Annotated in this window: 9 protein-coding genes and 1 pseudogene; 2 read left to right on the forward strand and 8 right to left on the reverse strand. The window is 34.4% G+C overall.

The genetic code is table 11. From position 1 onward, the window contains the following. Positions 1-332: 332 nt before the first annotated feature. From ACFILH_RS04815 to ACFILH_RS04835, 5 genes and pseudogenes are all read right to left on the reverse strand, one after another. Positions 333-774: pseudogene (locus ACFILH_RS04815) on the reverse strand (integrase); the annotation flags it as partial. 590 nt (positions 775-1364) lie between these two features. Continuing rightward, positions 1365-1538, reverse strand: a complete 174-nt coding sequence (locus ACFILH_RS04820) for a hypothetical protein (protein ID WP_375631037.1) — start codon at positions 1536-1538, stop codon at positions 1365-1367. A 111-nt stretch (positions 1539-1649) separates the two neighbouring features. After that, the gene (locus ACFILH_RS04825) at positions 1650-1949 is read right to left on the reverse strand and encodes a DNA adenine methylase (protein ID WP_375667453.1); all 300 of its coding nucleotides are present in this window, start codon (positions 1947-1949) and stop codon (positions 1650-1652) included. Between the two features lie 1493 nt (positions 1950-3442). Continuing rightward, positions 3443-4591, reverse strand: a complete 1149-nt coding sequence (gene lldD / locus ACFILH_RS04830) for an FMN-dependent L-lactate dehydrogenase LldD (protein ID WP_375667455.1) — start codon at positions 4589-4591, stop codon at positions 3443-3445. Between the two features lie 1151 nt (positions 4592-5742). Beyond that, a complete protein-coding gene (locus ACFILH_RS04835) occupies positions 5743-6831 on the reverse strand; it encodes a 2'-deoxycytidine 5'-triphosphate deaminase (protein ID WP_375654441.1) in 1089 nt (362 codons plus the stop codon). Between the two features lie 237 nt (positions 6832-7068). Here ACFILH_RS04835 and mutL point away from each other — a divergent pair, with 237 nt between their 5' ends. Together mutL and ACFILH_RS04845 are read left to right on the forward strand one after the other, a co-directional pair. Continuing rightward, entirely contained in the window at positions 7069-8922 is a 1854-nt protein-coding gene (gene mutL / locus ACFILH_RS04840) for a DNA mismatch repair endonuclease MutL (protein WP_375660142.1), read from the forward strand. 109 nt (positions 8923-9031) lie between these two features. Beyond that, a complete protein-coding gene (locus tag ACFILH_RS04845; RefSeq protein WP_273787833.1) occupies positions 9032-9268 on the forward strand; it encodes a DUF2093 domain-containing protein in 237 nt (78 codons plus the stop codon). A gap of 19 nt (positions 9269-9287) precedes the next feature. Here ACFILH_RS04845 and lpxK read toward each other — a convergent pair whose 3' ends face one another. The 3 genes from lpxK to ACFILH_RS04860 form a co-directional block, all read right to left on the reverse strand. After that, complete coding sequence (lpxK, locus tag ACFILH_RS04850; RefSeq protein WP_273790425.1) at positions 9288-10328, reverse strand: tetraacyldisaccharide 4'-kinase; 1041 nt, start codon at positions 10326-10328, stop codon at positions 9288-9290. Next, on the reverse strand, positions 10318-11640 hold the full coding sequence (gene waaA / locus ACFILH_RS04855; protein ID WP_375631033.1) for a lipid IV(A) 3-deoxy-D-manno-octulosonic acid transferase: 1323 nt from the start codon (positions 11638-11640) through the stop codon (positions 10318-10320). The genes lpxK and waaA overlap by 11 nt, the downstream gene beginning before the upstream one ends. Positions 11641-13048: 1408 nt before the next feature. Next, positions 13049-13294, reverse strand: a complete 246-nt coding sequence (locus ACFILH_RS04860) for a DUF4170 domain-containing protein (protein ID WP_273790423.1) — start codon at positions 13292-13294, stop codon at positions 13049-13051. Between the last annotated feature and the right edge of the window lie 20 nt (positions 13295-13314).

Raw genomic sequence — 13314 nt, forward strand, 5'->3', positions numbered from 1 at the left:
TCAACAAGGTTATATTTGTATAAAGTGATTGAGTCTATTGATGTATTCTAAGGGCATCTTTGTTATCTTATCAAAAGAAGATGAGAAAAGATTTTATGGATAGCACTACTATCGTCGTTCAAAGAACTGATCATACACAAAGGTTCTGTTTTCAACAAAAATAATATCTAGGAGCCGGCATGCTTGAAGAAAAGCAATCTACGGAACTATATAATGAATAATGGTATAGGCTTTATGTGATTTGTAAATGACGTTGCTTCAGCTTTCTAATTGTAATAATGATGTTGAAGATAAGGCAAATACTTTCGCACTATATCTGCTTTTTCATGCTAAAGTGGCGGGAACACATTGTGAATGATCTTGGCTGTTAATTTTTCTATAGGTAAATTTCCTATGTGGGAAATAACATGCAACTCCAGTAGAGAAAACCAACAACCATTTTTTCTTTTATTTTTTAACTTAGCTTTTTTACTTTCAAAATTGGCCTGGCAATTTCTTGGAAAATATTGCTTTGCTATTTTAAGACAATTTCTTCCTGAAATAAAATCCTTCTTTTAAAATATCACTGTAATATCTTGCAAACTCATGTACTGCTCTTAGAGAAAGTTTGTAATAGGACCGTGCCTTTCATGGCGTTTATTTTGATGTGTATAACGGAAAAATTAAGAGCGCGTATTATCTTTTCGACACTCAACCACAATCTTACTTTATCACAATATTTATCTTGAGAAGGTACTTTTACAAAGATACTGATAATCTATAAATCGCCCTCACCTAATTCACCTTCTCGCTCATCCTTCCATGCATTGCCCGTCCACCTTTTAAACTACCTTCAATTTTTGATATAGAATTTTTTCTTTAATTTTTTTATTGAATCATAAAAATGATATGTCTCAATCTCACCTCTATGCATCTTTATACGCTTTGATTCTTATTTCTAAAGCCCAGACAGCCCGCATATCGCACTGTTTTTTATATTTAATATATATTTTTAGATTTATTCGTAACTTGTTAGAAAAGTTGCTATATTTTGATAGAAAATCTTCTATCAATTCACTTTTTTTAAAAGGTTCTGAAAGGATTCTTAAAAAGTCTGTAAAGTTAAAGACTATTTAATACGTATTGTTTCTTTTTTAGAAATCAAAATTGGTGATGCCCCATTCCTTACCAGCAATTGTGTTATTTGCAGAGCAATCTGTATAAGATGGTGTAATCTCTTTTATGAAGTTAACTAAAGTTTTTTGAATTTCTAGCATATTGCTTAAAGACAAAAAACTCCCCTTTATTTATGCAAACAGCTTAGACATCGGCTGATAATCCTCTCGCTTATAAAAATCCTTTCTTTATAACCTTCAGAACCACAATTAAAGTGGTAAAAGATAGAACAAGATTTTTAGACGATCATAACGCACAATAAAAATAGACCAGTTTAAATGTTCAATGCTAACACCTGCTAAACAGAGGAAAATAAGTTTTAGCACGCCTTCAAATTGTAAGGGCTTAAGCCCCCGCGCGCTACGATGGGTTTCACCTCTCATCGTACGATTTACTTTCTCTCAAAAACTTAATCGCTGTAAATATAAAAATCTTGAAGCCCGTCTAAATCCGTGAGAGTTTCTGGAGCTTGCTGTATTAAACGTTGAAATTCCTCACAACTGCTCATCTGAAATGCTAACATTTTTCATAAAAGGACGATAGTGGTGTTGAAACATCCCCAAAAAGTTTACGCCATAACCTAAGAGATTATTGCTGATTTCAGGGGATAGAATCAATTTCAGCTCAAAGAAAATCCCACCCATACCAACAAAAAGGTTTAGTCTACATGCCATGAGGAATGTCCTCAATAATTTTGATAATTTTTTGGTAAAATTTCTTTTGCCACCAATATCAGCTGCAACAGGTGTGGAATTAACAGGATTATAATTTTTTATCCTAAATGTATCCATCATTTTTTACATTCTTTCATCTATCTTCGCCTTCTTTTCACAGCTTCAAGTGATAAAAAGTAACTGCAATTTAAATTATCTTGCATCGAACAAATTGCTCGCAAACTATCCCTATTGGCTAGATGACAACCCATCATCTATTTAAAGAGAGAAAAACTTTTCTTTTTTATTCAGCGATAAAGTAAATACTATTCAATTACTTATGAGTAGTAATTAGATCAAATGGAAACTGCTAATCTGAGTAATCTTGTACCCGTTTATATAGGTTTAGGAAAGCGTGCTGTTATGAATATTCATAAAAATGCTTTAAAAATTGATATCAGCAAAACTTCTGTTAAAAAAAGGAAAAGATGTTCTCTTACTTGCTACTGAAAAAACTGTTCAGATTTGTCTTTATATTACTGAAGAGCTTCAAAAAACATGAAGTTATCCCAATAATTACAAGTGTGCCAACAATTTAACTTTGAGATAATATATCTGTGCTAGAGTTATGCCAATCTCACCAATCTGTTGTTGTCTGTGAAGAGCATAGTATCCATGGAGAAGCTTGGAGATGTAATTGTTAAATCGATTATGGAACAAAAAATTCTATGCCAATTTGTATCATTATGAATACACAACGACCCCATCTGTAATAAAAATAAACTGGATATTTTTAACAAATTATGAAATAAATCTAGAACACATAAATAGTGTTAGAAATGACATACTATACAAAAAAATATTCAACTGCTTCCTAATATGTTCGCCAGTTCAAAAACATCATAAATCATTGAGTATGCAAGAAAAGCACATTAATTCACGCAGTCTTGCTCTCAGTAAACCAGCTTTTTTAAAGATAGTACAGGTATTTTTTTCATTGCTTAAAAACGTACTCCATAAAAACAATATCATATCCTTATAATATATTATTCAATAAAATTAATATAAATAATATATATATTATAGAAAAATTATTTATATTGATCCAATTTTATTATAATTAAATGTTACAATAAATACATATTGACATTTTAATAATTTTATTTATATATCATAATTAATATTATTCTATATTAAAATAAAACTAAATGAGGTTTATATTTTATGCTAATGTGGAAAAAGAGTGATTAATATATTATGTTTTTATATATAGGAGGGAAAAATGCTCACAGCATTATTTATATCTATTTTTTCTATATCAACAGTTGTTTTGCCTTTAATATCAGCGCTTGTTCCTTTTTATCCATAGAATGAGCTGTTAATAACGTAAATAAAAGATGTATGCAATGTTATTAGTATTTTTTTTGTGTTTATTATTATTAAGATTTTTGCGTTAATATTATTGTAGTTACTTAGTATTATTGTAGTTACTTAGTATTCTCTGTGATTTTATAGAGGAGCTTCTTGATCTTTTCTATTTAAATTTAACTATCAACATATTTGTAAAGTATATAATTATGCTCCTCTATAAAAAGACTTTCTTTTTCTAAAATAAGTATAACATATTGATTTCGTTACTTAAAAACATCTATATTTACTAAACTTTTGCGTGTAATATCTTTGATTGTCTGAGTACCGGTCAGTGTCATAGCTACCCGCATTTCATTAGCAAAAAGATCAAGGAGATGCATAACACCTTTCTTACCTGCTGCTGAAAGCGCATAAACAAAAGCACGACCAATCATAACAGCATCCGCACCTTGTGCTATCATGCGTACAACATCAAGACCAGAACGAACACCTGAGTCCACTAAAATAGTCAAATGATCCTTTACAGCATCCGCAATTGCAGGCAACGCTCGTGTTGTTGATAATACACCATCAAGCTGACGTCCGCCGTGATTAGAAACAACAATACCATCCGCACCAAATTTTACTGCTTCTCGCGCATCTTCTGGATCAAGAATACCTTTCAAAATCATTTTTCCTTTCCAAAAATCGCGAATCCATTGTAGATCATGCCAACCAATTGATGGATCAAAATTTGCACCAAGCCAACCAACGTAATCATCCAATGCAATTTTCTTTTTGAGATAAGTGGAGACATTTCCAAGATCATGAGGGCGCCCCATAACACCAACGTTCCAAGCCCAATATGGATGAGTCAAAGCTTGTAAAAAACGACGTAAACCAGCATAAGGACCAGACATTCCCGAATGCGCATCACGATAACGTGCACCAGGAATTGGCATATCAACTGTAAAAACCAACGTGCGTACACCAGCCAACCAAGCCCGTTCTAGTGCATCACGCATGAAACCGCGATCTTTGAGAACATAAAGTTGAAACCAAAATGCATCTCCAACCGCCTCTTGTACTTCCGCAATGGGACAAACTGAAACAGAGGATAGAGTAAAAGGAATCCCTTTTGCCGCTGCGGCACGCGCTGCTTTTACTTCTCCACGACGTGCATACATGCCCGTTAGCCCAACAGGTGCAAGTACAATCGGTAAATCAAGTGTCTGATCAAAAAGCTTGATTGAAAGATCAACTTCACCAACTTGCCTTAGAATCCTTTGACGCAGTGCAAGTGCTTGAAGTTCTGTACAATTACGTCGCATCGTTTCTTCAGCATAAGCCCCACCATCAATATAGTGAAAAAGAAAGGGAGGAAGACGACGCTTTGCTGCTTTACGATAATCAAGTGTTGAAGAAATAATCATTGATGGCACCATTGTTCCTAAATAAAAAAAGAAGACATCCTAAAACGCATAAAAGCGAATCCGTATACCTACCTATTCGACATCCTCCCAAAACGCTCTATTGAATAGATAGAAGTAACAGAGATTGCAACTTTCTAAAAAAACTAATTGATAAAAACAACGTCTTTATTTCTCTTATCCAAATTTAAAATCTCACAGTATGTAGTATCATTAATAACGTATCTACTCATATATCGTTCATGTGCAATTGAAATGTTATACTCTCGTTAAACCAATACCTCTTCGAAAGCGATTGCTCCGTAGCTTAATTAGTTATAATTTAAAGTCGTTTCTCCCTCCAAAGGTCCTTACATTATCAGTTATTAAGAATATAGAGTGTCATTAAGTATAAACCATAACCTCCTCCAAAAGATGAAAAAATCCTTTATTAATACTGTAAATAAAGCTGTCGCATACATCCATAAATCTTCTTATATCAATATTCAAAACTGAGACCTGTTACTTGTTCATGAAAGTTTATAAAAATATACAGTGTCTAATTCACATAAAGCATAAAAAAAACTTTTAATGTTCATACTAATAGAAGCTCTTCATATTTAATTGAATAATTTTCTAGCAATATTATATCTTGAGGCTATAAATGAGTTACTAAAATTAGAACAATGTTTAAAAAAATTGTTACTAAACTGTAGTGAAAAACTTATTTATTGGCTCTTAAGGATAATTTTTATACGAAATAAAATATACTGGTCATTTAAGCTCTAGAAAAATGGCGCCAAGTGTAGCATCCAATCTCGCATATTTACTTTGAAAAGTGAATACGCTACTGTTATATTGAATTTTATTAACCTATTGATTTATTATAATAATAAATATGAATAACATATTGAATATAGTAAAATTCTTTCATTGTAGATTTTGTCATGATGAAATAACCAAAACTATTCTTTTGCACATCATAAATGGAGTTTGTATAGATAAAACCTCTTTAAAAAAGAAGTAAAGATGCCTCTCATACCCTCTCAAATACAAAACCATAACTTTGAAAACTGAAAATAAAATGCATAGTGCCGGTTTTATGAAGGATAAATTTTTCTTTTATCTAAAATACGCTTTCTGCATACATGTTATCAAAATTCGTGGTTCCCAACTCATTTAAAATGCTTGGACAACTTTAAACCCTGTGCTTGATAATGTGATCCAACATCATGTCCATAAAGGGTTGATGGTCGATTAAGCATATGCTCATAGACCAAACGGCCAATAATTTGACCATGCTCTAAGATAAAAGGAACTTCATGGCTCCGCACTTCTAAAACCGCTCTTGCTCCTTTTCCACCCGCCTCCTTATGCCCAAATCCTGGATCAAAAAAGCCTGCATAATGCACCCTAAACTCACCAACTAAAGGATCAAAAGGAGTCATTTCTGCGGCATAAAGCGGAGGCACATGAACAGACTCTCGTGAAACTAAAATGTAAAATTCATCAGGATCAAGAACCAACTCTCTCTGACCACGATCAAAAAGAGGTTCCCAAAAATCTAAAACGTGGGCAACAGCACGTTTATCAATATCAATAACACTTGTATGATGTTTACCACGATAACCTATAAGCCCGTTTTCGTCTCCCTTTAAATTAATGGAAAGACCAATACCACCAACACTAATATTAGGAAAATCATCCGATATCAGTGTTTCTTGCCTTTGCAAAGTGTGCAACTCTATTTCATTTAAATAACTTTGCCCTTTTCTAAACCGAAGCTGTGATAAATGTGAGCCTGTATGCACCAAAATTGGAAATGTGCGTGGACTAATTTCCAAATAAAGTGGACCATGATAACCAGCACAAACTTTATCAAACTCCTGAGCATTATCCGTAATGACACGTGTAAAAATATCTAATCGGCCTGTAGAACTTTTGGGATTGGCAACAGCAGATAAAAATTCTGGTAACGCTAAACTTTCCAAAAGAGGAACAATATAAACACACCCCGTTTCCAAAACGGCTCCGTCTCGTAAGTCAAACTCATGCAACTTTAACCGTTCAAGCTTATCCAAAACTTTTGTATTAGGGCCCGGCATAAAAGAAGCACGTATACGATAAGCCTTCTCCCCTAAACGAAGATCAAGGCTTGCTGGTTGTATTTGAGATCTATCAAATGGATACTGAGCCTTGAGAACGTTATTCTCAATCAAAGCTTGTATATCACTATCTGCTAAAATACCGCTTATACGCGCCATATATATTGCCTTCCCTTTTTACATTGTTTCTTTTTTGACCTAGATGATAAATCGGTGCAAGCTATTTTAAAGTGATAAAAACTATTTTTATGTTTTTTCCAACTGATTTGTTAACATAAAATAAAATAGGAGGTATTGTAAAAATAATACCTCTCAGCTCTCTTGTTCTTGAATGTCGCGCAAATGATGTTATCATAATTTTCTATAGAACCCTTAAGATTCCTGTTAGAATTTATTATGATTATACGCCATCTTAGCGAAAATATTATTAATCAAATCGCCGCCGGTGAAGTTATTGAACGACCAGCAAATGTTGTCAAAGAACTTGTTGAAAACGCTATTGATGCTGGTGCAACACGCATTGAAATTATTACAGCAAATGGTGGAAAAAATTTTATAAAGGTGAGTGATAATGGTTATGGAATTCCTGCAGATCAGTTAACTTTAGCAGTTTCTCGCCATTGTACCTCAAAGATTACCGATGACGTACACAATATCTGCTTCCTTGGATTTAGAGGAGAAGCCCTCCCCTCTATTGGTTCTGTTGCTAAACTTAAACTCATTTCACGAACAAAAGATGCTGAGAGCGCTGCTGAAATTTCCGTTACTGCAGGAAAAATTGTAGGACCCAAACCAGCTGCTGCAAATCTTGGAACAATTGTTGAAGTTCGTGATCTTTTCTTTGTCACGCCGGCACGATTAAAATTTATGAAAACTGATCGGGCTGAAACAAATGCTATTAGCGATATGATTAAGCGAATTGCTATTGCATTTCCACATATCCGCTTTTCTCTTTCAGGATTAGACAGAACATCTATGGAACTGTCTGCTACAGAAAATAATATTCAAGGACAATTACAACGTATTACGCAAATTATGGGAAAAGAATTTGCCCCTAATAGCATTGCGCTGAATGCTGAACGCGAAGCGGTGCGCTTAACAGGTTTTGCCTGTTTACCATCTTTCAACCGAAATAACAGCCTTCATCAATTTGCTTATGTTAATGGGCGTCCCGTGCGTGACAAGTTTCTATGGGGCGCTATCCGAGGTGCTTATGCTGATGTCATGACACGAGATCGTTATCCTGTCGCTATTCTTTTTATTGATCTCCCACCTGCTGAGGTAGATGTTAATGTTCACCCAGCCAAAGCTGATGTACGATTCCGTGATCCAGGATTAATTCGTGGTTTGATTGTTGGAGCTATTCGTGAAGCATTGCAGCAATCTGGTATTCGTCCTACCTCAACCCGTTCTGAAGCAATGCTTGCTGCATTTCAAACACAACAATCATTGGCACAACAACCATTAGGCAATTTTAAGAACACGCACCTGTCCTCTTCTTACAGTTCACAGCCTCATCATTTTACCAGCGCTTCAATGGTCCAAAAACCATTGGATAGTACTAGCTCTTTTGATTTAAAAGAAGATGCCGCTCCTATTATGGAGGGCTTAAATACACCAAGTGGGGATGCATACATTCCAAGCACTACATCTTCATCAGAAGAGTTATCTTATCCATTAGGAGCGGCCAGAGCACAAATCCATAAAAACTATATTATCGCCCAAACACAAGATAGTTTGATCATTGTCGATCAGCATGCAGCTCACGAACGATTGGTTTATGAAGCACTCAAAAATGCACTTTATTCCAAACCGCTTCCTTCACAGTTATTACTTATTCCTGAAATTGTAGAACTCTCTGAAGAGGATGCAACATGTCTTTTAACGCATAAAGATGCTTTGCAAAAATTTGGATTAGGAATAGAACCATTTGGACCAGGAGCAATTGTTGTGCGTGAAACACCTTCCATGTTAGGAGAAATCAACGTCCAAGCCCTTATTAAAGATCTCGCAGATGAGGCCGCTGAGTATGATACAACAAATAATTTAAAAGAAATGCTTGATTATGTTGCAGCAACGATGGCCTGTCACGGCTCAATACGGTCAGGGCGCCTTTTACGCCCCGAAGAAATGAACACACTATTACGGCAAATGGAGGCAATACCTAATACAAGTACATGTAATCATGGACGCCCTACTTATATTGAACTCAAATTGGCAGATATAGAACGGCTTTTTGGCAGAAAATAAACTCTTCATCATTTTGACAAGAAAAATATTTTTAAATTAACTCTCGACTTTATAATATATTTTATGGCACTTTTCTTGAATCTCTTGTATCAAGCAAAAAGGAGTTATAATGTTTTCCGATAGTGAACGCGAAGCAAAAATTCATTATTCTAATAACGGATATGACATTATAGAATATGGTACCTATACTATTTGTGCTGTTAGCGGGCAAAAAATCCCTATAGATGATTTAAAATATTGGAATCATCACCGCCAAGAAGCATATGCTAGTTGTGAAATCTCCTATCAACGTGAACTTGAGTGCAACCCATATCTCAAGCAATTGTTAAAAACAAAAGAAAAATAAGCCTTTGAAAGCTATAAATTTAGCCTTTGCCTTTTAGACAAGAAAACTCAAGGGAACGTTTTCTAAAGCGGGTCATGACCTCCTCAAGAACCATGCGACAGAAGTCTTTTTGAACAAAATCGACATTCACATCAAAGACAATAAGATTTTTCAAATCTTTTTGCGTGTGAATTGTCTGTATACGGGTATAATCTTTAGCTGTTGTTGCGAGCCATAAATTGTGCATTTTAGCCTTTTGTATAAGGCTTTTTAAATTTTCATCTGTGAAAAAATAGTGGTCTGGATATATGTAAGTTTGCACCACATGACCAGACAATTCTTTAATAGATTTAAAAAATTTATCTGGATTGCCAATACCGGCAAATGCCAAAAATGATTTTCCTGAAACCTCATCAGAAGCACTGGCTTTAAGATGAGCACGATATAAAGGCTTTCCAGTACGCGAAACAAGAAAAGCAACATTATCAGGCACATCGGAGTGACCAATCAATAAAACACTATCCATAAAAGAAAACTGCGTTTTTAATGGTACGCGCAAAGGTCCTGCTGGAAAGACAGCTCCATTACCAAAACCGCGCATCGCATCAACAACGAGTAACGCATAATCCATATAAAGACGGCGACTTTGAAATCCATCATCCATTAAAATAAGATTACATCCCTCTTGCTTAAGCCGTTGCGCCGCTGCATAACGATTAGGTGATACAGCTACAAAAGCATGCCGTGCAAGTAAAAGTGCCTCATCTCCAACATTGTGTGGAGTATCATATTTCTCATTTACAAGATGTACCCCTTTAACTGATCCACCATAACCACGAGATACAATACCAGGTACAAAACCAAGTTCTTTAGCCACCTTGGTAAAAGCAATAACAACCGGCGTTTTACCCGCACCACCACATGTAAAATTTCCAATACACAAAACAGGCAGATTAATCACGGGAGGCTGTCTTGCCATAAAACGACTTGAAAAATAACCATACCCCCATGAAACTGGGGCTAATACAAAACGCAAAAAGCTTTTATTTTTCCACCAAAAATGGGGGGCGCTAATATGCATATCTACCCTGACGCTGACGTAAACCTGTTTGTATTACAAGGGGTTGTAAAAATGGATCTAAAATCTTTAATGTGCGCTCAAGTGCACCTGCCATACCTGTCGCCACTTCATGAGCCTTATCAACCATTTCTTGTCGCAATGTTTCATTTGTTAAAAGCTTATACACCTGAATAGCAAGCTGTTTTGTATCTTGAACCATATATGCTGCATCATGCGTTAGAAATTGTTTGAACATCTCTTGAAAATTTGAAACATGGGGCCCTGTCAAAATAGCGGAACCAAGTAAAGCCAATTCCAATGGATTGTGTCCACCATTTCCACATAACGATTTACCAACGAAAGAAACTTTCGATAAGCGAAGAAAAAGCCCCATTTCTCCAATGGTATCTCCCCATAAAATATCGGTATTCATGCTTGGAACAGCATCTCTACTCCTACGAATAAAACTTAACCCCTTATTATCGCATTTTCTGATAAGATCTTCTGAACGTTCAGGATGACGAGGCACAATAATTGTCAATAAATCTGGCAAATAATTTTTAACAATCTTATGGACCTCAAAAGCAATCTCCTCTTCCCCTTCATGCGTTGAAACAGCTGCCCAAACTGGGCGATTGCCGATAGCATTACGATAACGTGCAAGCAATGCTTGATTTTCAACCAGAAAAACATCAGCCTTGAGATTACCAGAAAACGTAACAGATTTTACGCCAAGTTTATGGTAATAAGCTACATCTCTTTCGTTTTGACCAATCGCCAAATCAATATCCTTAAAAATATGTTTGGCAAGAACGCGTCGTTTTTGCCAAGCTTTAAAAGAACGTTCAGACATATGGGCATTAACCAAAATCTGCGGAATACGCATTTTTGCAAGTTCTTTAATACGAAGGGGCCAAATTTCTGATTCACAAATCAAGACGAGATCAGGCTTCCAATGACTAATAAAACGGCGCACTGCAAAATCTAAATCCAAAGGAGCATATTGATGAATCAACCTATTACCAAAATGTTTTTTCACAAGAGTAGAAGAGGTCACAGTCCCTGTTGTCATTAATACATTGATTTTCAATGATAAAATATAATTTACAAGTGGAAAAAGTGCAAGTGTTTCTCCAACACTTGCTGCATGCAACCAAACTAATGAACCTTGGGGGCGTACATGAGAACTTTTACCTAAACGCTCTTTTTTGCGACACCACTCTTCTTTTCCACGAATAGCACGAAAGAACAAATAAAAAGGAATAACAGGACATAAGCAAAAACCAATTATCCGATAGCTTAAAAGAGCCGTATGTGCCTTTAATTCTACCATTTAAAATCACCTCATCCAGCTATTTTAAGATATCTATATGCTTATTTTGTTAAAAAATTCATCAACACTAGTGGTTGCTTCCGTATTTTTTTAATATCATCCATATCTTAAATAAAAAACGCTTAATCCATGAGAAAATTCAATATATAAAGGACAAAAAATGCAATTTTATCACCATATTTTTTTTAAAACTTTCCTATAAAAATAACATATACACATTATTTAAATCTCTTTTAATTAAATTTTATCACTTCATTCTGCACCCTATAAAAATCTTACTCAAAAATAACAAAACTATTTTTCAATCAATTATAATTTTGAAAATATAAATGATAAATACCATACAACCTATGACATATTTTTTCAGCTCACTGAATAAATACTTCTTATGATTTTAGTGAGGCTTTGAATTGTACACGTTGGTATTTTAGAGAAAAAAACTTATTTTTACATATGTTAGGTATTGTCAATTTTTCAAAAAATAATCCATATAGACATTACAACCTAATATAAATAAAATATGTTTAAAAGGAAGCTCAATCTCTATTGTTTCATTTCAATAAAATGAATATGTCAAACAAATCTTTAAAAAAAACTTTTGAATGGTATAGAGTTCTCATTTTAAATTGTGATATCATCTCTTAAAGGTAATCCAGAAAAATCTAATCTTGTTTAATAGAGAATTTCTTAAAAGTCTTACAGCAATTTAAATAAGAGTTTTCAAAATTTTAAATCCTCTCTTTTCAGGAGGTTGCATGATATCTTATTCCTTTTAAGATTGTATATAATCAACACAAAATGACTAACTTATAGATTGTAGTTTTAAACGAGTACTCAAGAAGCCCTTATGAGGTAAGTTAACTTTATAAATCTATTCAGTTTCTCTAAGTTTCTAATTTTGGTAAGTTTCTAACAACTTTCATGGTTTCTAAGCTTATAGTAATAACTCGTTGAAAAAATTCCAATGGATAAGTAGGGAGTGCTAATAATCTCAATAGAGTAGTAATTCGTATCATTAATAATGCTACTCTTTGTATTAATCTTAACGCATTAATGTCTCATACCCATTCAAGAGCAGAGCGACTATTCACAATATAATCATAAACTTCGAGTGATCGCTGTCATGATAATATTGCTGTTGCAAATAGGTTGATAGAACTGTCTTGCATTTTTATTAAGCGCAAAGATGGTGGTGCAACAATGGATTTTATACCTTGCACGAACACTATTATGAAATGGGTTTGGGTGCCTTGAGAGATGTTTTTTTTAAGAAAACATATGAATTTTAAACAACAAGCATATTCTTTTTTACGACGTTCTATTTTACTCGAAGAAAGTACCTATGAAAAGGACGACTAAACAAAAGCGTGCAGCAATCTACAGGCTATAATAACCAAATATTCAAGCTTTATTCTGCATCGCCTAACTCAGCATCAAGAAACTGATGCAAATCTACAATGTAATAACGTTGTAATGCATTATCTACACTGCTTTGCGCTTTTGCCTGCCATGCTTCTTGAGCGGATTTATAATCTGAGAAAATACCAACCACATCTAAATCATCGGGATTCTTGAATTGATTACTGTTAAGATTTTTTAATTCCCCACCAAATACAAGATGTAAATATTGTTTTTTTTCGTTGGTTTCAGTCATATGTGCCTCTATATTATTTA

This window comes from Bartonella sp. CL435QHHD (assembly GCF_042195095.1).
Classification (GTDB): Bacteria; Pseudomonadota; Alphaproteobacteria; order Rhizobiales; family Rhizobiaceae; genus Bartonella.

Coding starts and splice junctions, on each gene's coding strand:
- ACFILH_RS04820 (WP_375631037.1), bottom strand. CDS start 1,538: ATGAGAGGTGAAACCCATCGTAGCGCGCGGGGGCTTAAGCCCTTACAA.
- ACFILH_RS04825 (WP_375667453.1), bottom strand. CDS start 1,949: ATGATGGATACATTTAGGATAAAAAATTATAATCCTGTTAATTCCACA.
- lldD (WP_375667455.1), bottom strand. CDS start 4,591: ATGATTATTTCTTCAACACTTGATTATCGTAAAGCAGCAAAGCGTCGT.
- ACFILH_RS04835 (WP_375654441.1), bottom strand. CDS start 6,831: ATGGCGCGTATAAGCGGTATTTTAGCAGATAGTGATATACAAGCTTTG.
- mutL (WP_375660142.1), top strand. CDS start 7,069: ATGATTATACGCCATCTTAGCGAAAATATTATTAATCAAATCGCCGCC.
- ACFILH_RS04845 (WP_273787833.1), top strand. CDS start 9,032: ATGTTTTCCGATAGTGAACGCGAAGCAAAAATTCATTATTCTAATAAC.
- lpxK (WP_273790425.1), bottom strand. CDS start 10,328: ATGCATATTAGCGCCCCCCATTTTTGGTGGAAAAATAAAAGCTTTTTG.
- waaA (WP_375631033.1), bottom strand. CDS start 11,640: ATGGTAGAATTAAAGGCACATACGGCTCTTTTAAGCTATCGGATAATT.
- ACFILH_RS04860 (WP_273790423.1), bottom strand. CDS start 13,294: ATGACTGAAACCAACGAAAAAAAACAATATTTACATCTTGTATTTGGT.